Source organism: Ulvibacterium marinum (assembly GCF_003626755.1).
GTDB lineage: Bacteria > Bacteroidota > Bacteroidia > Flavobacteriales > Flavobacteriaceae > Ulvibacterium > Ulvibacterium marinum.
This window is the reverse complement of sequence record NZ_RBCJ01000001.1, coordinates 1,106,474-1,124,740: the sequence shown is the minus strand read 5'-3', so window position 1 is coordinate 1,124,740 and position 18,267 is coordinate 1,106,474. Positions and strand designations below refer to the sequence as shown.

Here is an 18,267-nt window from a genome sequence, read left to right as displayed (position 1 = left end):
TTATCAACTTTTTAGCGCATAAACACAGCTAAAACCCTCAAATTCCAAAAAATGGACATCATATTGAGATAAATTTCCATGATATAAAACTTCCGCCGTTGTACTATTATCCGCAAATGAAAAATCCTTTACGTCTATATGGTGCAAAAAACTGATTCCTCTATCAGAGCATATTTTATAGAGGGATTCCTTGGCCCCCCAGACAATGGTAAGCTTCCGTACCAGGGCTTCCGTATTGGCTATGGTCCTATATTCCTCAATAGGTGTAAACTTATGGGCAATACGTAATATTTTGTCCCTTTGTCTTTCTATATCAATCCCTACCTCAATGGTATCGCTAACTATAATTCCGGTAAAATGGCCGGAATGGGTAATAGAAATTTTTCTGCCATCCACAAGATGAGGCTTCCCCGCCGTATCATAGTACAGATCCGCATCCACATATCCCGCCTCCGCCATTAAATGCCGAATACTCAGAAACCCCCGCCGGTGCAGCTCGGATTTCATACCGTCTATACGTTTTTGACAATGGGGGGTCAATTGGATTCCTTCGGATAGTTTGGCTTCCGATTCCTCAATCTTCCAAATATAAACCAAAATCGATGAGTTGATGGGTATAGTCTTATAAAGAGGCATGCTATTCTTAAGGATATTTGTAACTTTGCAACCGCAAAAGGGTAAGTTTTCCTGTTTAATCTAAAGTAATAAATAAAAACTAGTATGAGCACCAAAACCATTTCTTATGTACCATATAAGGTAAAAGATATTTCACTTGCCGATTGGGGAAGGAAAGAGATTGAATTGGCAGAGGCCGAAATGCCCGGTTTAATGTCCCTTAGAGAAGAATACAAAGACGAGCAACCTCTAAAAGGAGCACGAATCGCAGGGTGTTTACACATGACCATACAAACTGCGGTATTGATTGAAACTTTGACGGCCTTGGGCGCCGAGGTAACCTGGAGTTCGTGCAATATTTTCTCTACTCAGGATCATGCTGCGGCAGCCATAGCGGCTGCAGGTATTCCCGTTTATGCTTGGAAGGGCATGAATGAAGAAGAGTTTGATTGGTGTATAGAACAAACCCTTTTCTTTGGCGAAGATAGAAAACCCCTGAACATGATTTTGGATGATGGGGGTGACCTTACCAACATGGTTTTGGACCAATATCCTGAATTGACCGATGGTATTAAAGGGCTTTCCGAAGAAACTACTACAGGGGTACACCGATTGTATGAGCGTTTCAAAAATGGTGTTTTGCCCATGCCTGCCATCAATGTGAACGATTCCGTCACCAAATCCAAATTTGATAACAAATATGGCTGTCGCGAAAGTGCCGTAGATGCCATACGTAGGGCGACGGATACCATGTTGGCTGGAAAACGCGTAGTTGTCGCAGGATATGGTGACGTGGGTAAAGGTACGGCCGCATCTTTTAAAGGGGCTGGTTCCATAGTAACCGTTACGGAAATTGATCCCATTTGTGCCCTACAGGCCTGTATGGATGGTTTTGAAGTGAAGAAATTGGAGACGGTAATTGGCAATGCCGATGTCGTTATTACCACCACAGGGAACAAGGACATCATCCGGGCGGAACACTTTGAAGCCTTGAAGGACAAAGCTATTGTTTGTAATATTGGCCACTTTGATAATGAAATTGATATGGCTTGGTTGAACAAAAATCATGGAGATACCAGGGATGAAATCAAGCCACAAGTAGATAAATATACCATAGACGGAAAAGACATAATTGTTCTGGCCGAAGGACGTTTGGTAAATCTGGGCTGTGCCACAGGGCATCCTAGCTTTGTAATGAGTAATTCATTTACCAACCAAACATTGGCGCAAATAGAGCTTTGGAACAATAGTGATCAGTATGAAAACCAAGTATATATGCTTCCCAAACATTTGGATGAAAAAGTAGCCGCCCTACACCTTTCTCGTTTGGGTGCCGAGCTCACAGACCTAAAACCCGATCAGGCAGAATATATTGGGGTTGAAGTACAAGGGCCTTTTAAGCCGGAATATTATAGATATTAGGATTCTGGATTTGAGACCGCTCAAAAGTTCTCGCTTTTAGAGCTAAGACAAAAAGACCCTTGCATATAGTATAGTTGTAAGGGTCTTTTTACAATAATTTCATTACCTCTTAACCTATAAAAACTTCCAAAGGCAAAGGCTCTTTTTGGCCGGATAGTTCGAAAAGCTTAAAATGGGCTATACCCAAACTTTTGCCCTCCAACGGAAGCATCTGCCATAAGTCCGGCTTTAGGTAAGGCGAACACGGCAACTCCATCTACATATTTCGCATTTACGGCAACCCCGGATTTTAAGGCCACCGCCGAGGCCGAGGCTTCAAAGGCAAATTTACCCTCTTTAAACCGATCCAAATCCACATCGGTCTCAAAAAAGATTACCTCTATAATGGACTGTCCACCAGCTTGGAAACCTACGTTTATTTTTTTTAGATCGGCCATCCCTATAGCTTCGCCTCCCTTCTCATAAACCACTCCGTTTCCAGAAGCGCCTCCAATGATAAAACCGCCCTTGCCTACATTGGGGAATATAACATAGCCTGCAGAATTATCAAAAAAGGTCTCCAAACTAGAACTGGTCTTTAAAAGACTTTTTTTGGCCTTAACGGCATCTTTCATAATTTTCTGATCCTTAGCGTTCTGGGCCCCCAGACTCCCGACAAGAAAAAGAAAAAGTACAACGGGAATTAATTTAAATGTTCTCATATATTATGCTGTATTTATGACTGCAAGTTACTTTTTTTAAAGGGGTGGTTGTTCGGGATTAACAGAAAATTAAAATATCAATCCATGCAAAACTACATATCCAACCACCGCTTAAAATTGGTGGTACGCTCCCGGGAAACAATGACCTGACCTTCCTCCTTGGGCAATAGTTTCAGTAGTAATCTACTGTTGAAGTAGGAGTGGATTTCAATAACCGCCTTCACGGAAACCATATACTTTCTATTGATTCGAAAGAACTGGACTGGATTTAAAATCTCTTCAAGTTGATCTATGGAATACTCAATAGGAAAGGACTGGTTGGTATGGGTATATAGATAAATAAGCCCTTCATGTGATTTGAAATAGGCAATCTCCCCAACATCAAAAGAGCGAAACTGGTTGCCCACCTTTACCATAAAACGGTGCTTGTATTCTTTTTGGAATATCTGCTTCAGATGTTCCAAATGACCCATTGGGGATACTCCGTTCTTGGTCGAATTCTTATGGAACTTTTCCAATGCCTTTTTGAGTTCATCCTTTACTATGGGTTTTAATAAATAGTCCACTCCATTATACTTAAAACCCCGAATGGCATATTCGTTATAGGCCGTAGTAAAAATTACTGGAGGATGCTCCTCTAATCGATCTAAAACATCGAATCCATAACCGTCGTTTAATTGAATGTCCAAGAAAATCAAATCGGGCAACGTATTATTTGAGAACCATGACACGCTATTCTCAACTGAAGTTAAGTTGCCCACTATTTCTATTTCCGGAGATAGTTCCCGTATCAATTGCCCCAATCTTTTAGAAGCAAATTCCTCATCCTCTATGATAACCGCCCTCATTTTACGAAATCGAAATTAAGTTTGTTTCACTGTTGGCCTTGTCCAACAAAGGAATAATGACCTCAAAAAAGTCGGTTTCCTCCCTTACCAATACTTGCTTATTAGTGTAGTAGGAATAGCGTCTTTTAATATTGTTTAATCCCAGTTGGGTCGTCTGCTCCTTTAGTTCCCGTTTCCTTAGATTGTTTCGTACTACCAGCGCGTCCTCTCCAATGTTGGAGATTTGAATTTCCAAAGGTTTTTCCTTGCTATAGTAATTGTGCTTTAACGAATTTTCAACCAACATCTGCAAGGACAAAGTGGGTATCCAATAGTCCTCCTCCGGAACCGTAATATTAATCTTAATACTAACAGCATCTTTATGACGAACATTCATCATAAAAACAAAGGCGTCCAAAAAGTTCAACTCCTTTTGTAAGCTCACCAAATCTTGCTCGCGGTTGTCTAAAATATAGCGGTAACTTGATGCCAACCGGGTAACAAAATCAGATGCCAAGTCCCTGTCTTCATACATTAGCGAAGTAAGCGTATTAAGGCTGTTAAAGAGGAAATGAGGACTAATTTGATTTTTTAGCGATGTATACTTTGAAGCCATCATCTCGCGCTTTAAATCTTCCATTTGTTTTTCCATTTCCTCTCTTTGTTTCATGGAAAAATAAAAAAGATTAATAAATATGACGGTAGAGCCTAACAAGGATGCCCTGATCATATTGCCCCAAAATTCCATGGCGGAATCCTCGCAAATAATACCGATTTCTTCTTTGAAAGGGAAAAGTGCCAAATAATAAATGCTTGCGCTTAAAGGAATTAGCAATCCCATGGTCTTGGCAAAAATGAGCATACTGTTTTTTAAGGTCAGGTCCCCCCTCTTTCTCTCCTTATGGATCAATCTGTCATTATACTCCCAAGTAACCATGAAAAACAACATAGCCGTGAGGTAATAGAAAATCGAGGTAGGAGTAAAAAAAGAATATATTTCTGCTTCTTCATGTTCCACAGTGACCTTTATAAGAATAAAGACCACGTTTACCACCATCCACCGAAAAAGAAATTTTCTAATTGCCTTTTTACTGAACATTTTCGTACAAATTCGATTTTAAAGATACACAAGTCATTTGCAATGTCCTTGGTCCCCGAACTCAACCGTAAAATTTACCGCTGAATCGTTCATATTTCACTTGACCTGTAAAATGCAATAATAACCGGGCCATTTTCAATTTAAATTAGAATTCTACCCTCCAAATTAGAATATCCCAACATAATCAATCGAATAATTCCCATAACCGAAAAGAGAACCATTTTTGGTCAAAATCAAAAAGTAAAGTCATGAAAGAGTATAGTGTTATTATTTTGTTTTTCCTTTTTTGTTCTTCATACGCTCAAGTAGGGGTCGTTAAAGGTATTGTTTTGGACAAACAGTCGGAAAACCCCATGGAGGGAGCCACCATCGAACTTCTGGATGCTGAAATAGCCACAGGAGTCATTACCGACCTTGATGGCCGATTTATCCTAAAGAACGTACCGATAGGGCGACAAGTCCTGCGCATAAGTTATATAGGTTATGAAAGTACTACCATACCCAATGTTGATGTAACTACGGGAAAGGATATTTTTCTTAATGTTACTCTTTTGGAATCCTTTGATCAATTGGATGAAGTTGTTTTAACCTCAGACACCAATAAAGACAGGCCTTTGAATAAATTGGCCACTGTTTCGGCAAGACAGTTTGGTGTAGAGGAAGTGACTCGGTTTTCCGGAGGGCGTAGCGATGTGGGAAGATTGGCCGCAAACTTTGCCGGTGTTTCCGCTCCCGACGATAGCCGTAACGATATCGTAATCCGCGGAAATTCACCTACCGGATTACTTTGGCGTTTAGAGGGCGTTCCAATACCAAGTCCCAATCACTATTCTACCCTGGGGACAACCGGAGGGCCCGTTTCTGCCCTTAACCCAAACCTTTTAAAAAATTCCGATTTTATTACCTCCGCCTTCCCCGCGGAATACGGTAACGCAATAGGAGGTGTATTTGATTTGGGATTCAGAAAGGGAAACGCAGATGATTATGAATACACTTTGCAATCTGGAATATTTACGGGTGTAGAGGCTATGGCCGAGGGGCCCATGGGAAAGAATAACGGTTCCTTTTTGGTAGCCGCACGTTACTCTTTGGTAGGCCTATTGGGTATAGGCGCCGGGGGAACCGCGGCTACTCCAAATTACAATGACGTTTCGTTCAATCTCGATTTTGGAAGGGGAAAACTTGGTAATTTCTCACTTTTTGGAATTATTGGCAATTCGGACATTGAGTTTTTGGGAGATGATATCGATGAAGACGACCTCTTTGCGGCAGAAGACGAGAATACCTTTGTAGAATCCCGTTTTGGGGTTATGGGATTAAAGCACCGGTTAAGTCTTGGAAACAACTCCTATCTACGGACTATTGTATCGGGCTCTTATTCAGGCAATGATTTTACCGTAGACCGATTCATTGAAAAGAATACCCCGCAAGAACGTCTCATCCGTTATACTGAAGCGGACAACACCGAAACAAGGCTCACATTTTCTACCCTGTTCAACACAAAAGTGAATAACAAGCTTACCCTTCGTACCGGGATGCTCATAGAAAACTATGGGATAGAGAGTTTGCTTTTGGACAGAAACGAGCAAGCCGACAGCGATGGTGATGGAGACCCAGATTTAGTGAATTTCAGGGATATCGACGAAAATTTAAGTATCCTACAACCTTATCTACAAGGACAATTTCGACTTACTGAAAAAATTACCTTGAATGCCGGGCTACATTCCCAATATAGCACCCTGAACAAGCAATTTGTAATAGCACCACGAGCGGCTGTCGATTATAACTTTCTTCCAAATCATACCATTAATTTGGGCTATGGGCTGCATCACCAGCCCGTTCCCCTGCCCTTACTTTTCCTCAATGAGAATGTAAACGGAGAGTTGATACAAACCAATCGGGATTTGGATTATGCTCAAAGTAGCCATTATGTGTTGGGCTACAATGTAAAACTATCGGATAGCTGGCGGGCCAAAGTAGAGGTCTATTATCAGGATATCGAAAAGGCTGCTGTGGAAGCTTTTCCATCAAGTTATTCAACCTTAACGGAAGGGGCGGATTTCGGGTTTGAAAATGACCGTGTATCCTTGGTCAACGAGGGGGTAGGCTTTAATCAAGGTATTGAACTTACCTTAGAGAAATTCTTTAGCAAGGGCTACTATGGATTATTGACCGGTTCATTTTTTGACAGCAAGTATGAGGGCAGTGATGGCATTGAACGCAATACGCCGTTCAACAATGGATACGTAATCAATTTGCTGGCAGGAAAGGAATTTAAGACAGGCCCTTCCGGAAAGAACATATGGTTCGTAGACACAAGATTGACAACTTCTGGAGGGCGATATTTTACGCCGGTGGATCTGGAAGCTTCGCAGCAGGCCGGTTTTGAAATTCTACAAGAAGACAGGGCCTTTAGTGAACAATATGACGGTTACTTCCGATGGGACGTTAAATTCGGGCTTAAATTAAATAGTCGCAACAAAAAAAGTTCCCATCAGTTCTATTTCGACCTTCAAAATGTCACCGCAAACGAAAACATTTTTGTGCGCAGGTACAATCGTTTGACCAATCAGGTAGACCAAGTGGATCAAATTGGTTTTTTTCCTGATTTCGGGTACAAATTTCAATTTTAAAAAAAACAGCCACTGAATTAAAAAGTATCAACATGAAGAATGAAAAAGATCACCATAGAACCCCGATCAATAAAAAGTTGGAACAACTTCTAGAAAACAAATCCATTTACAGGTTCCAAAAACTAATCTGGTGGGGGTGGGAAACCACATAATAAAAGAAGATATGAGATTTTCAAATCATTTAAAACAACGTTTACTGGACAAATATGGGCCATGGACACTGGTTACGGGGGCCTCTTCCGGTATTGGGAAAGAACTTGCGGAAAGACTTGCAGAAGCCGGATTAAATATAGTACTCACGGGAAGAAATGAAGAAATGCTTCGGGAATTTGGCGATGTATTGGAAGAAAAGCACAAAATAATCGCAGAGGTCATTATAGCCGATATTTCATCTACCTCAGGAATTCATACCCTAATCGAAAAAATCGGCGAACTACCCATTGGGCTTTTTGTTGCTTCCGCGGGATTTGGCAATTCCGGACAATTCATACATTCCCCCTTGGAGAGGGAAATACATATGCTGAATGTGAATGCACTGGCATTGATGATGCTCACCCATTATTTTGCCCGCAAATTTGCTGAACAGAAAAAGGGGGGTATCATTTTAATGAGCTCCATCGTAGGTTTCCAAGGTGTCCCGAATGCGTCCCATTATGCAGCTACAAAGGCCTACGTGCAATCTATTGCCGAAGGACTGTTTTACGAATTAAAACCGTATAACGTTGATATGCTTGCAGCAGCTCCCGGACCTGTAAACAGTGGATTTGCCGCTGTGGCCCACATGGAGTTGGGCAATGCCTTGAAACCTTCGGATATTGGAATTCCAATCTTAAAAGCTTTGGGAAGAAAGCCTACGGTCTTTCCCGGTCAACTCACCAAAATCTTGATACTTGGACTACGGACGGTACCCCGTTGGGGAAAAATTCGGATTATGAAACTGGTCATGGGCGGAATGACGAAGCATCAAACGTACGAAACTTAAAACCCACTTAGCAATTAATTTTCCTCAAAAATTCGTTTATGGGAATAAAAAAACCCTGACCAAGATGTCAGGGTTCATATAGTTTATATAAAGTATAGTTCTTATGCTTCGAACGGCTCTATGGAAACATAGGATTTTCCACCTGCCTTCTTTTCAAACTTAACCAAACCATCCACTTTAGCATGTAACGTATGATCCTTGCCGGCGTAAACATTCTCACCAGGATTGTGTTTGGTGCCGCGTTGTCTAACGATAATGTTTCCTGCAACGGCGGCTTGGCCACCGAAAATCTTTACGCCCAAGCGTTTCGATTCTGATTCCCTACCGTTTTTTGAACTACCTACACCTTTTTTATGTGCCATGATCTATCCTTTTTAGTTCGTTTCTTATTTTTCCAATGCCGCTATCAAATCGGCTTTTTTCATTGAGGAATACCCAGTAATATCCTTCGCTTTGGCCATTTCCTTGAGTTCGGCCACTGTTTTCTTGCTCAAGTCCTCAACCGCCTTGGGCGCGGCCTTTGGCTTCGCGGCTTCCTTCACTGGAGCTGCTTTTGGAGCTTCTTTTTTTGCTTCGGTTTTCTTGGCAGCAGGTTTTTCTTCTTTGGCCTTTTCAGTAGTAGCTTTCTTGGCACCTTTGGCAATAATACTTTCCACAACAATCTCCGTAAGGTATTGTCTATGACCGTTTTTCTTACGATATCCCTTGCGCCTTTTCTTTTTAAAGACGATTACCTTATCACCTTTAAGGTGCTTAACGACTTTAGCCTCAACAGCGGCTCCGTCTATAGCCGGGGCGCCAACGGTAACGTTCTTGCCGTCATCTAAAAGAAGTACATTGTTAAAGGTAACCTTTTTGCCTTCTTCTGTTTGTAAACGGTGAACATACACTTTTTGGTCTTTTGCAACTTTAAATTGCTGCCCTGCCATCTCTACAATTGCGTACATAGCGTGTATATTGATTTTAATTAATAGCCCTCACTTTGGACTCTCCTCCCCTAAAAATCCATCTTTGGATTTTTTTCATAGGCGGGTGCAAATATAGGGGTAATTCGCTAATCCACAAGTGATTTTAAGGAGTTTTTAAACCGATTTACTTTTGGGGTTATTGCTTGTCTTGAAAAGCTGCATGAAAGAAAGCGTAAGTACCAAAGAAGTGGCAAAACCCATAACAGCGACCGTAAGGAAAACTATACCCTGAAAATTGCGATAGTCCTTGGCCCATACCGTGGAAAGCTCATTTAAAAACTCGATGTTGAGCTCGGTAGAATATAATGCAAAAAACAAAGTGAAAATTAAGGTAGCCACGCCCCCCGTAACCAATCCTGCCATAAATCCTTTTCCATAATTGAATCCCTCCTTGTCCCTTAACCTAAAAAATTTTATGGCTTCATAGATTCCAAAACCCGTAATCACTCCATTAAAAAGACTATAGAATACATTAATGTGCAGATTGAAGAGCGAAAGCATGAGGAAATAGGCAATAAGGCAACCACTCGTGGCTATACCAAATCGGATGGGCAAAGCAAACTCCTTCATTTCCCATGTTTTTATATTAATCTAAAAATACAAAATATGTTAGAAATTCTTGTTAAAGCGTAGTTAGGATCTTACTCGATCCCCCAAAAAAATTAAATTCGTGTAACAAATAGTTTTCATTCACTACTTATTTAAAAGGATATATGGACGCAACCCTCTTAAAAATATGAAAAAACTACCTCTCTTTTTACTTCTATCTATTCTACTAGTTTTCAGCAGTAACGCCCAGGAAGTTTCTTTCGAAGAATACGACCTAAGCAATGGACTACACGTAATCCTTCATAAGGACAATACGGCACCCATTGTTGTAACCTCTATTGCCTACCATGTAGGTGCCAAGGACGAAGACCCCGAACGTACTGGATTTGCACACTTTTTTGAACACCTTCTTTTTGAGGGAACCAAAAACATCGGCCGTGGGGAATGGGATAAAATAGTTTCTTCCAAAGGGGGAAGAAATAATGCCACAACCAACGATGACCGTACCTACTATTATGAAGTTTTCCCCTCCAATGCCCTGGAAACCGGCCTTTGGTTGGAGTCTGAGCGATTATTGCATCCCGTAATTGAACAAGTGGGAGTAGATACCCAGAACGAGGTAGTAAAAGAGGAAAAAAGATTACGTGTAGATAACCGACCTTATGGAAATTTATTGGCAGAAATAAAGAAAAATCTTTTTGTAGAACATCCTTACCGATGGAGCACCATAGGTTCTATGGAACATTTGGACGCAGCCACCTTGGAGGAGTTTATCGCTTTTAACAATAAATTCTATATTCCAAACAATGCCGCTTTGATTATTGCTGGCGACATTGATATTCCTTCAACAAAAAAAATGATTCAAGACTATTTTGGGCCTATCCCCAAAGGTGCCAAAATTGAGCATAGTTTCCCCAAGGAAAAACCGATTACACAAGAGTTTAAGGCAACAGCCTATGACACCAACATCCAAATACCGGCTATAGTTGCTTGTTATAGAACACCTTCCTTTACTACAAGGGATGCCAGAGTGTTGGATATGATATCTACCTATCTAAGTAATGGAAATAGTTCCAAATTGTACAAAAAACTAGTCGATGACAAGAAAATGGCCCTTGCAGTGCAGGCGGTAAACTTGAGCCAGGAAGACTATGGTATTTATGCAATTTTGGCCCTTCCACTCGGGGAAACCTCTTTAGATGCCCTGGTCATGGAATTCGATGAGGAGATTCAAAAATTGCAAACAGAGCTCATTTCAGAGAAGGATCATAAAAAACTATTGAACCAGTTTGAAAATCAATTTGTAAACTCCAATGCTACCCTGGAAGGGGTTGCAGGATCCTTGGCCAATTACTATTTGCTTTATGGGGATACCAGCCTGATAAATACAGAAATAGATTTGTATCGTTCCATAACAAGGGAAGAAATCCGAGATGTCGCTAAAAAACATTTGGGCTCCAATCAACGCTTATTACTGGAATATTTACCAAAAACGGAAAACCAATAAGATGAAAAAATCCATTTTATCACTGTTTTTATTGATTACTTGTGCTTTAACGGCGCAACTGGACAGAAGTAAGGAACCAAAGGTAGGACCCATTCCCGAAATCAATTTAGGCGTCCCCCAAACTTTTAAATTGGACAATGGTCTGCAGGTTATTGTAGTGGAAAACCATAAGCTCCCCAGGGTTTCCTATACCTTGGCCATAGACAATCCGCCCTATGTAGAAGGTGAAATAGCCGGCGTAAGTCAGTTGACCGGCAGCTTACTGGGAAAGGGTTCCACAAATATTGACAAGGACACCTACAATGAAGAAGTAGACTATATGGGCGCGTCCATTACTTTTAGTTCCAGTGGGGCCTCTGCTTCCGGCCTGTCCAAATATGCAGACCGTATTCTGGAACTGCTTGCCGATGCGGCACTAAATCCGAATTTTACAACGGAAGAATTGGAAAAAGAACGAAACATTCTTTTAGACGCCATTAAATCTGGGGAAAAGAGCGTAGCTACCGCTGCAAGAAGGGTAGAGAGCGCTTTGGCTTATGGGGTGAACCATCCATATGGGGAATTTGTTACCCAAGAAAGTGTAAAACGCGTGAGCCTTGAGGACGTGGCATCCAATTACCGCAACTATTTTGTCCCTAAAAATGCTTATTTGGCTATAATAGGCGATGTTGATTTTGATAAAACAAAAGAAAAAGTCATCGAACTTTTTCAGTTATGGCGAAAGGCCAGTCCACCGGTCATTACACTTGCACAACCAAAAAATGTTCAGTATACCCAAATAAATTTTGTGGACATGCCCAACGCTGTACAATCTGAAATTGCCGTGCAGAACGTGGTAGATTTAAAAATGGGGGACGATGATTACTTTCCTTCATTGTTGGCCAATAATATTCTGGGCGGTGGTATGCGAAGCTATCTCAATGCCAGCCTCCGCGAGGACAAGGGCTATACCTATGGCGCAAGATCAAGTATCGGGGCGGATAAGTACGCCTCTAGATTTCGGGCCGGAGCCAGTGTACGAAATGCGGTTACGGACAGTGCCGTAACAGTATTCCTGGATCAACTAAAACGAATCAGAAATGAAAAAGTGGATCCCGAGGAAATTGAAATCTCTAAAGCCGAATACGTGGGGGAATTTGTCATGGCCTTGGAACGACCGGAAACCATTGCGCGTTATGCCCTTAATATTCTTACCGAAGATTTACCGGAAGATTTTTACACGACCTACTTGGAAAAAATTAATGCAGTAACCGCGGAACAAATTCAAGAGGCTGCCCAAAAATTCATTGCCTTGAACAATTTCCGAATCGTAGTTACCGGAAAGGGAAGCGAGGTTGCCGAGAATTTGGAAAACATACCCTTCAATGGAAAGAATATTCCCGTAAAGTATTTTGACAAATACACAAACGCAACGGAAAAGCCGGATTATAGTGCCAAAATACCAGAGGGCATTACGGCCAATGATGTCATCAACAAATATCTCGATGCCTTGGGCGGTAAGGAAAAATTGGAAGGAGTACAATCTTATGCCTTAATGGCTGAAGCTGAAATGCAAGGGACAAAATTAAATCTTGAACTGAAAAAAACGGCCAAGAATCAATTTATGCAAGATGTTAAGGTGATGGGTAATTCCATGAGCAGGCGGGTCCTGGATGGAGATATGGGTTATATGGTGATGCAAGGTCAACGTAAGGATTTGAGAGAAGAGGAATTGAAGAAGGCAAAGGAAGAGTCCGCTCCTTTTCCCGAGCTCAACTACTTGAACAATAATGTTGTTCTAGAAGGTATCGAAACCATTGAAGGCAAGAAAGCCTATAAATTGAAAATAAGCGATGAAAAATCAATTTTCTATGATATGGAAAGTGGCCTTAAGTTACAAGAGGTCAATACCACGGAAATGCAGGGGCAGAAAATGCAACAAACCTTGATCTATGATGATTACAAAGAAGTATCCGGCATAAAGTTCCCTTTTAAGTTGACCCAATCCATGGGACCCCAAAGTATGGAGTTTTTTGTACAGGAAATAAAAGTGAACGAAGGAGTCTCCGATGCGGATTTTGAATGAAAAAATTAGCACGGATAGGATATAAATCCTATCCGTGCCACTTCAATTAAATAAACACTAACCAATTTTGCGAATAGTGGCCTCGCCGACAACAATGCCCCTATCTACTTTCGGACTGCCTTCATAGGTGATATGGGTTTCTCCATAGCAAGTAACTTTAAGCCGATCGGCTACGTTTACCCTAAAATCACTTTCGCCATAGGCCAATATCCTGGTGAACGTATTATCAATTGCCATGGTATTAACCTTACTTTCGCCATAGGCTGTAAATTTTTGATGGTCAACAGTACCTTTTTGAACTTCAAGGTAGCTCTCCCCATAAATGGTGACCTTTAGCCTTTCCAGATTGACATCAGAAAGGTATACTTGTGATTCCCCATAAATGCGTAAAGTAAAATTCTTTTGATCCATAGGACTCTCACAACGTATTATTTCTTCGCCCCTAACGGATAAGGTTTCCAAACTTTTATAAGTGATTATTGCCTTTACCTCAGCTCCCTCGTAATAGGCCCTGCTCATATTATACCCATTTCCGCGGACCTTTTCGTTTCTATCCAATGTTTTGGCACCATCCAGATAGATACGTAAGGTCTTGCCTTCGACCTCTACATTGATTTCTTCCTCGGAAACGTTGGCATATTCGAAATATACGGATTCCTCATCCCCTTGAACCAATGTCGCCTTAATATGAGGGCTGACAATGATCTTATCAAATGAGTCTACCTTTAAGGTCTTGGTCTGGGCATTCACTTGGATTGCTCCAAAGGTTAGGAAAGTCAGGATTAAAGCATAAAAAGTATTTTTTTTCATCTTCATAGGTTTTATTGTTGTTTTCTCTCTTCCGGTATATGAAAGACTATGTGTAGAACAGATTGTTACAGTTATTGACCAAAAATTCCCAAGTACTATCAAGCAAATTTTCATGACAAAAAAATGTCTAAAACTTTTTCATCGCCTAACTTTGCAAAAATAAATGGGCTTGAAAGCTTCTTGGGCGTCTTTTTTTATTTTCCTCTATGTCTTGGCTATGCTCCGTCCTGTATTTCCTTTGTTTGAATATATAGTAGATCAAGACTACATTGCCGAATTTCTTTGTATTAATAAGGAAAAGGTAGAAATGCAATGTAATGGAAAGTGCTACCTTATGCAAAGACTCAACGAACAGAACGAGGAGAAAAAACAGAATCTCCCAAAAATAGCCATGGAAGAATATCCCATAGGTTTTATTGATGTTCTCGCCATCCCTGCGCAAAAGACCGGAATCACCGGAAGTACCTCAGTCCTTCATTACAGTAATAACTACAGCTTTCTATTTAGCGACTCCAGCTTTCGCCCACCTAGCTTACGCGTTTAGTTTTTCTTTTTTGTAGGTCCAAATCTGATTGAAGCTAAAGGACCTGCCAACTATCTATTTCCAAAAATTTAAAAATACATACGTGAAAATTTATATATCTACCATTTTAACGATGGTAACACTAGCGCTTTGCGCCCAAGAAACAAATAGTACGAACATTGAAAAATGGTCCGCGGGCAGACCGGATGGACATGCTCCTATCCCGGTAATGGGAGACCATATGCACGGTAAGGGTGAATGGATGTTCAGCTACCGATACATGTATATGAATATGGAGGATTTAAAGCAGGGGAGCGATGATGCCTCTTTTGATGATGCCTTGGCCAATTATATGGTGACCCCAACCCAAATGCCCATGAATATGCATATGCTAGGTGCTATGTATGCTCCAAGTGATAAGCTCACTTTAATGGTTATGTTCAATTATCTGTCCATGGAAATGGACCACGTTACCCGAATGGGCGGCATGTTCACTACTGAAGCTTCGGGATTGGGTGACATCCAAGTTTCCGGACTCTACAAGTTCTTCAATAAGAATAGGCAAACGATGCATGCACAATTGGGATTTTCTATCCCTAGCGGTAGCATTACGGAAAGTGACGTTACACCGGCATCTTCACCTAATGAAGTGGAATTGCCCTATCCCATGCAAATTGGAAGCGGCACTTTTGATACAAATTTGGCACTGACCTATCTCTGCCAAGGAAACATTCTATCTTACGGAGGTCAATTACGAGGTATTTTCCGCTTTGGGGAAAATGATAGGGAATACCGCTATGGAAACCGTTATAGTTTAAACAATTGGTTAGCTGCAAAAGCAACGGATTGGTTGAGCTTTTCGCTTCGTTTGGAAGGGCTATTGGTAGGTGAAATAGATGGGATGGATCCCAACCTAAACCCCATGATGGTCATAACAGCGGATACCGATAATTCCGGCGGGAACTGTTTGAATTCCGGGATAGGATTTAACACTTATGTCCCGAAAGGCCCGTTAAAAAACCTTCGGATAGGCTTTGAATTTGCTTTTCCCTTGTACCAAGATTTAAACGGAATACAATTGAAGAACAGGGAAACCTTGACGTTAGGGCTACAGTATGCATTCAAGTAACTAGAATTTAACCAATGATTTAAACCATTTCTGTCTGGGTATCCCTCTGGTTTCCATGACAGGAATGGTTTATATTTGTAAAAAACAAAAATGAAAAGAACAGTTTTTTTATTTGCCGTTTTGGCTATGGCAATCTCCTGTAAGGAGGATAAAAAATCAATGGCAAACCCAAATACGGAACAGATGGAAAAAGTCATGGCCATTCATGACGAGGTAATGCCCAAAATGGGGATCATAGGCAAACTGGTGGCGGAGTTGAAGCCCAAGGTGGATTCCACGGAGATGGGAATACACTATGAAAAGGCAATGAAAGACCTACAAGCTTCACATCAAAGTATGATGGACTGGATGAGAGGTTTTGGAGACCGTTTTGATTCCGATGAAATCCTTAACGGAAAAGCACTTACGGAACAAAAGCAAAAGTGGTTGGATGAGGAGGAAGTAAAAGTTAAAGCTTTAAAGGAGGAAATTAATTCCAGCATAGAGCGTGCGCAAGCAGTACTTAAAAAGCAGGACTGATCAAACGCCAAAGGCCTCAAACTAAATTGGCCTTTAGGGTTACTCTTTCCATCGTAGGGTTTCCATGATTCTGCGAATGTCCTTCTGTAGATAGGCCGCTGCAGGATAAATGGAGTCATAGTTAGGTTTTGCATAGAAATACAGTGATCCTGTGACAAAATGCCAGGTACTGTCCGTAACATAAAATTGAGCTTGGGATGCCGCATTGCCACTAACTTCATAGAACATTCCAAAAACCCGTTCCTCAGGATTTAAGAATTCATTGGCCTCTATACCGTCTGCTTTGACTACATGTTCATAAGACAGTTTTTGGGCATCCGAAAGCAACTTCTCCAAGTTATCATTTACTTCTTTATAGGTGATAAAAATGGAACCTTTAATCCTTGGATAATCTAATGTAAGTGAATTGTTCCCCTCGTCTTTTAATTGGGCCATGGTATTGTATTGGAATTGGAAATTCTTTGTTTCAAAATTCTCTGTTTCAAAATCCGGATACTCCAATCGCAACATGGCCTTGGGCTTGGGAATAACGTTCTCTTTGCAGCCCATTCCCAAGAGAATCATTATAAAAGCCAAAAAAACAAATCTATTTCTCATGGGGTAGCGTAACCTTTATTTGTTTCAATCGTTTTTTATCTAAGCTTTCAACTACAAATTGGTAGTCCCTAAAAAGAACCTTTTCCCCTTTCTTGGGGAAACTTCCTGCTATCTCCAATACAAAACCGGCTATGGTTTCGGACTCTCCCTTATTCTCCTCAAAAAGTTCTTCATTGGCTATTTTGATTACCCGATAAAAATCCTTTAAGGTGGTCTTTCCCTCAAAAACATAGTTGTAATCATCCAATTTGGAAAACACCAAATCCTCATCATCAAATTCATCACTGATATCTCCAACAATCTCTTCAATGATATCTTCCAAGGTTACAATACCCGAAGTGCCTCCATATTCATCCACAACAATGGCCAAATGGTTCTTCTTATCTTGGAATTCTAGCAAAAGATCATCCAATTTCTTGTTTTCCGGCACAAAATAAGGTTCACGTATCAAGGATATCCAATTGAAGTTTTTCCTGTCTATATGGGGCAACAAATCTTTTACATAAAGTACGCCCAATACATTGTCCATATGCTCTGAAAAAACTGGAATACGCGAGTACCCGTTCTTCTTTATTTCTTCAAGGACTTCGGGAAACTTCATCTCCTCGCTCAGGGCGAAAATATCGATACGTGGACGCATTACCTGTTTGGTATCCGTATTGCCAAATGATACGATGCCCTGTAGTATTTTTTGTTCCTCCTTGGTCGTATCACCTTCCGAAGTAAGTTCCAACGCCTGGGAGAGATGATCCACACTCAAATTGGACTTTTGTTTGCCCAATTTATTATACAAAAATATTGTGCCCGATCGCATGGGAAAGCTCAATGGTGAGAAAAGAAAATCGAGCACCTTGAGCGGATAAGCCATAAAATATGAAAATTTCATCCGATTTCTATTCGCATAAACCTTTGGTAGGATTTCACCGAACATTAAGATCAAGAAGGTAGCCACAATAACCTCCAACAAAAAACGCACAGAAATAAAGCCTAACCAAACTTGGTCTATAGTAGAGAAAAGTGTATCCCCAATACTATTGAACAAAAGCACTATCCCTATGTTAATGGTATTGTTAGCAATAAGAATGGTCGCCAATAGCTTTTTGGGACGCTCCAGCAGACTGACAATTATGGTGCCCTTGCCCGTCCTATTCTCTCCAATCCCATTTATATCGGTTTGAGAGAGTCCAAAAAGGGCCACTTCCGCGCCTGAAATGAGAGCGGAACAGATCAGCAAGACTATAAGAATACCAAACTTCAGTGCCAATGCACCATCAAAAACTACAGAACTAAGAAATAAACTATGGGGGTCAGGGTCCAACAG

Annotated in this window: 18 protein-coding genes; 8 read left to right on the top strand and 10 right to left on the bottom strand. The window is 40.9% G+C overall.

From position 1 onward, the window contains the following. Nucleotides 1-3: 3 nt before the first annotated feature. Nucleotides 4-636, bottom strand: a complete 633-nt coding sequence (locus tag D7Z94_RS04750; RefSeq protein ID WP_120710358.1) for a 4'-phosphopantetheinyl transferase family protein — start codon at nucleotides 634-636, stop codon at nucleotides 4-6. A gap of 84 nt (nucleotides 637-720) precedes the next feature. Here D7Z94_RS04750 and ahcY point away from each other — a divergent pair, with 84 nt between their 5' ends. Continuing rightward, nucleotides 721-2,037 (top strand): adenosylhomocysteinase, encoded by a 1,317-nt coding sequence (gene ahcY / locus D7Z94_RS04745; protein WP_120710357.1) that lies wholly within the window; start codon nucleotides 721-723, stop codon nucleotides 2,035-2,037. A 167-nt stretch (nucleotides 2,038-2,204) separates the two neighbouring features. On the opposite strand, the gene D7Z94_RS04740 is transcribed toward ahcY, so the two are convergent. The 3 genes from D7Z94_RS04740 to D7Z94_RS04730 form a co-directional block, all read right to left on the bottom strand. Next, entirely contained in the window at nucleotides 2,205-2,738 is a 534-nt protein-coding gene (locus tag D7Z94_RS04740; RefSeq protein ID WP_120710356.1) for a lipid-binding SYLF domain-containing protein, read from the bottom strand. A gap of 92 nt (nucleotides 2,739-2,830) precedes the next feature. Then, nucleotides 2,831-3,586, bottom strand: coding sequence for a LytR/AlgR family response regulator transcription factor (locus D7Z94_RS04735; protein ID WP_120710355.1), 756 nt, complete (start codon nucleotides 3,584-3,586; stop codon nucleotides 2,831-2,833). A gap of 1 nt (nucleotide 3,587) precedes the next feature. Then, the gene (locus D7Z94_RS04730) at nucleotides 3,588-4,664 is read right to left on the bottom strand and encodes a sensor histidine kinase (RefSeq protein ID WP_120710354.1); all 1,077 of its coding nucleotides are present in this window, start codon (nucleotides 4,662-4,664) and stop codon (nucleotides 3,588-3,590) included. A 248-nt stretch (nucleotides 4,665-4,912) separates the two neighbouring features. On the opposite strand from D7Z94_RS04730, the gene D7Z94_RS04725 reads away from it, so the two are divergent. Together D7Z94_RS04725 and D7Z94_RS04720 are read left to right on the top strand one after the other, a co-directional pair. Then, nucleotides 4,913-7,297: a TonB-dependent receptor gene (locus D7Z94_RS04725; protein ID WP_120710353.1), complete on the top strand. Its 2,385-nt coding sequence runs from the start codon at nucleotides 4,913-4,915 to the stop codon at nucleotides 7,295-7,297. Between the two features lie 163 nt (nucleotides 7,298-7,460). Then, nucleotides 7,461-8,279, top strand: coding sequence for an SDR family NAD(P)-dependent oxidoreductase (locus D7Z94_RS04720; RefSeq protein ID WP_120710869.1), 819 nt, complete (start codon nucleotides 7,461-7,463; stop codon nucleotides 8,277-8,279). A 101-nt stretch (nucleotides 8,280-8,380) separates the two neighbouring features. Here the strand turns inward: D7Z94_RS04720 and rpmA are convergent, their stop codons facing one another. The 3 genes from rpmA to D7Z94_RS04705 all read right to left on the bottom strand — a co-directional run bounded on the left by rpmA (nucleotide 8,381) and on the right by D7Z94_RS04705 (nucleotide 9,817). Then, complete coding sequence (gene rpmA, locus D7Z94_RS04715) at nucleotides 8,381-8,641, bottom strand: 50S ribosomal protein L27 (protein ID WP_120710352.1); 261 nt, start codon at nucleotides 8,639-8,641, stop codon at nucleotides 8,381-8,383. Between the two features lie 24 nt (nucleotides 8,642-8,665). Next, the gene (gene rplU / locus D7Z94_RS04710; RefSeq protein WP_120710351.1) at nucleotides 8,666-9,226 is read right to left on the bottom strand and encodes a 50S ribosomal protein L21; all 561 of its coding nucleotides are present in this window, start codon (nucleotides 9,224-9,226) and stop codon (nucleotides 8,666-8,668) included. A gap of 135 nt (nucleotides 9,227-9,361) precedes the next feature. Then, a complete protein-coding gene (locus D7Z94_RS04705) occupies nucleotides 9,362-9,817 on the bottom strand; it encodes a DUF4199 domain-containing protein (RefSeq protein ID WP_120710350.1) in 456 nt (151 codons plus the stop codon). Between the two features lie 166 nt (nucleotides 9,818-9,983). Between D7Z94_RS04705 and D7Z94_RS04700 the strand changes: the two genes are divergently transcribed. After that, a complete protein-coding gene (locus D7Z94_RS04700) occupies nucleotides 9,984-11,303 on the top strand; it encodes a M16 family metallopeptidase (RefSeq protein ID WP_120710349.1) in 1,320 nt (439 codons plus the stop codon). A gap of 1 nt (nucleotide 11,304) precedes the next feature. Continuing rightward, nucleotides 11,305-13,368, top strand: a complete 2,064-nt coding sequence (locus D7Z94_RS04695) for a M16 family metallopeptidase (RefSeq protein ID WP_120710348.1) — start codon at nucleotides 11,305-11,307, stop codon at nucleotides 13,366-13,368. A 57-nt stretch (nucleotides 13,369-13,425) separates the two neighbouring features. On the opposite strand, the gene D7Z94_RS04690 is transcribed toward D7Z94_RS04695, so the two are convergent. Next, nucleotides 13,426-14,178 (bottom strand): head GIN domain-containing protein, encoded by a 753-nt coding sequence (locus D7Z94_RS04690; RefSeq protein ID WP_120710868.1) that lies wholly within the window; start codon nucleotides 14,176-14,178, stop codon nucleotides 13,426-13,428. Nucleotides 14,179-14,347: 169 nt separating this feature from the next. Between D7Z94_RS04690 and D7Z94_RS04685 the strand changes: the two genes are divergently transcribed. The 3 genes from D7Z94_RS04685 to D7Z94_RS04675 all read left to right on the top strand — a co-directional run bounded on the left by D7Z94_RS04685 (nucleotide 14,348) and on the right by D7Z94_RS04675 (nucleotide 16,349). Further along, nucleotides 14,348-14,722: a hypothetical protein gene (locus D7Z94_RS04685; protein WP_245967136.1), complete on the top strand. Its 375-nt coding sequence runs from the start codon at nucleotides 14,348-14,350 to the stop codon at nucleotides 14,720-14,722. 82 nt (nucleotides 14,723-14,804) lie between these two features. Beyond that, a complete protein-coding gene (locus D7Z94_RS04680) occupies nucleotides 14,805-15,830 on the top strand; it encodes a transporter (protein WP_245967135.1) in 1,026 nt (341 codons plus the stop codon). 90 nt (nucleotides 15,831-15,920) lie between these two features. Beyond that, nucleotides 15,921-16,349 (top strand): hypothetical protein, encoded by a 429-nt coding sequence (locus tag D7Z94_RS04675; protein WP_120710346.1) that lies wholly within the window; start codon nucleotides 15,921-15,923, stop codon nucleotides 16,347-16,349. Between the two features lie 39 nt (nucleotides 16,350-16,388). Here D7Z94_RS04675 and gldD read toward each other — a convergent pair whose 3' ends face one another. Together gldD and D7Z94_RS04665 are read right to left on the bottom strand one after the other, a co-directional pair. After that, on the bottom strand, nucleotides 16,389-16,946 hold the full coding sequence (gene gldD / locus D7Z94_RS04670) for a gliding motility lipoprotein GldD (protein WP_120710345.1): 558 nt from the start codon (nucleotides 16,944-16,946) through the stop codon (nucleotides 16,389-16,391). Then, nucleotides 16,936-18,264, bottom strand: a complete 1,329-nt coding sequence (locus D7Z94_RS04665; protein ID WP_120710344.1) for a gliding motility-associated protein GldE — start codon at nucleotides 18,262-18,264, stop codon at nucleotides 16,936-16,938. The genes gldD and D7Z94_RS04665 overlap by 11 nt, the downstream gene beginning before the upstream one ends. Nucleotides 18,265-18,267: the final 3 nt, after the last annotated feature.

What these genes read in the sequence shown, in the direction of transcription:
- D7Z94_RS04740 (WP_120710356.1), bottom strand. Translation starts at nt 2,738, where the DNA reads ATGAGAACATTTAAATTAATTCCCGTTGTACTTTTTCTTTTTCTTGTC.
- D7Z94_RS04725 (WP_120710353.1), top strand. Translation starts at nt 4,913, where the DNA reads ATGAAAGAGTATAGTGTTATTATTTTGTTTTTCCTTTTTTGTTCTTCA.
- D7Z94_RS04695 (WP_120710348.1), top strand. Translation starts at nt 11,305, where the DNA reads ATGAAAAAATCCATTTTATCACTGTTTTTATTGATTACTTGTGCTTTA.
- D7Z94_RS04730 (WP_120710354.1), bottom strand. Translation starts at nt 4,664, where the DNA reads ATGTTCAGTAAAAAGGCAATTAGAAAATTTCTTTTTCGGTGGATGGTG.
- D7Z94_RS04690 (WP_120710868.1), bottom strand. Translation starts at nt 14,178, where the DNA reads ATGAAAAAAAATACTTTTTATGCTTTAATCCTGACTTTCCTAACCTTT.
- D7Z94_RS04750 (WP_120710358.1), bottom strand. Translation starts at nt 636, where the DNA reads ATGCCTCTTTATAAGACTATACCCATCAACTCATCGATTTTGGTTTAT.
- rplU (WP_120710351.1), bottom strand. Translation starts at nt 9,226, where the DNA reads ATGTACGCAATTGTAGAGATGGCAGGGCAGCAATTTAAAGTTGCAAAA.
- D7Z94_RS04675 (WP_120710346.1), top strand. Translation starts at nt 15,921, where the DNA reads ATGAAAAGAACAGTTTTTTTATTTGCCGTTTTGGCTATGGCAATCTCC.
- ahcY (WP_120710357.1), top strand. Translation starts at nt 721, where the DNA reads ATGAGCACCAAAACCATTTCTTATGTACCATATAAGGTAAAAGATATT.
- rpmA (WP_120710352.1), bottom strand. Translation starts at nt 8,641, where the DNA reads ATGGCACATAAAAAAGGTGTAGGTAGTTCAAAAAACGGTAGGGAATCA.
- gldD (WP_120710345.1), bottom strand. Translation starts at nt 16,946, where the DNA reads ATGAGAAATAGATTTGTTTTTTTGGCTTTTATAATGATTCTCTTGGGA.
- D7Z94_RS04705 (WP_120710350.1), bottom strand. Translation starts at nt 9,817, where the DNA reads ATGAAGGAGTTTGCTTTGCCCATCCGATTTGGTATAGCCACGAGTGGT.
- D7Z94_RS04720 (WP_120710869.1), top strand. Translation starts at nt 7,461, where the DNA reads ATGAGATTTTCAAATCATTTAAAACAACGTTTACTGGACAAATATGGG.
- D7Z94_RS04700 (WP_120710349.1), top strand. Translation starts at nt 9,984, where the DNA reads ATGAAAAAACTACCTCTCTTTTTACTTCTATCTATTCTACTAGTTTTC.
- D7Z94_RS04735 (WP_120710355.1), bottom strand. Translation starts at nt 3,586, where the DNA reads ATGAGGGCGGTTATCATAGAGGATGAGGAATTTGCTTCTAAAAGATTG.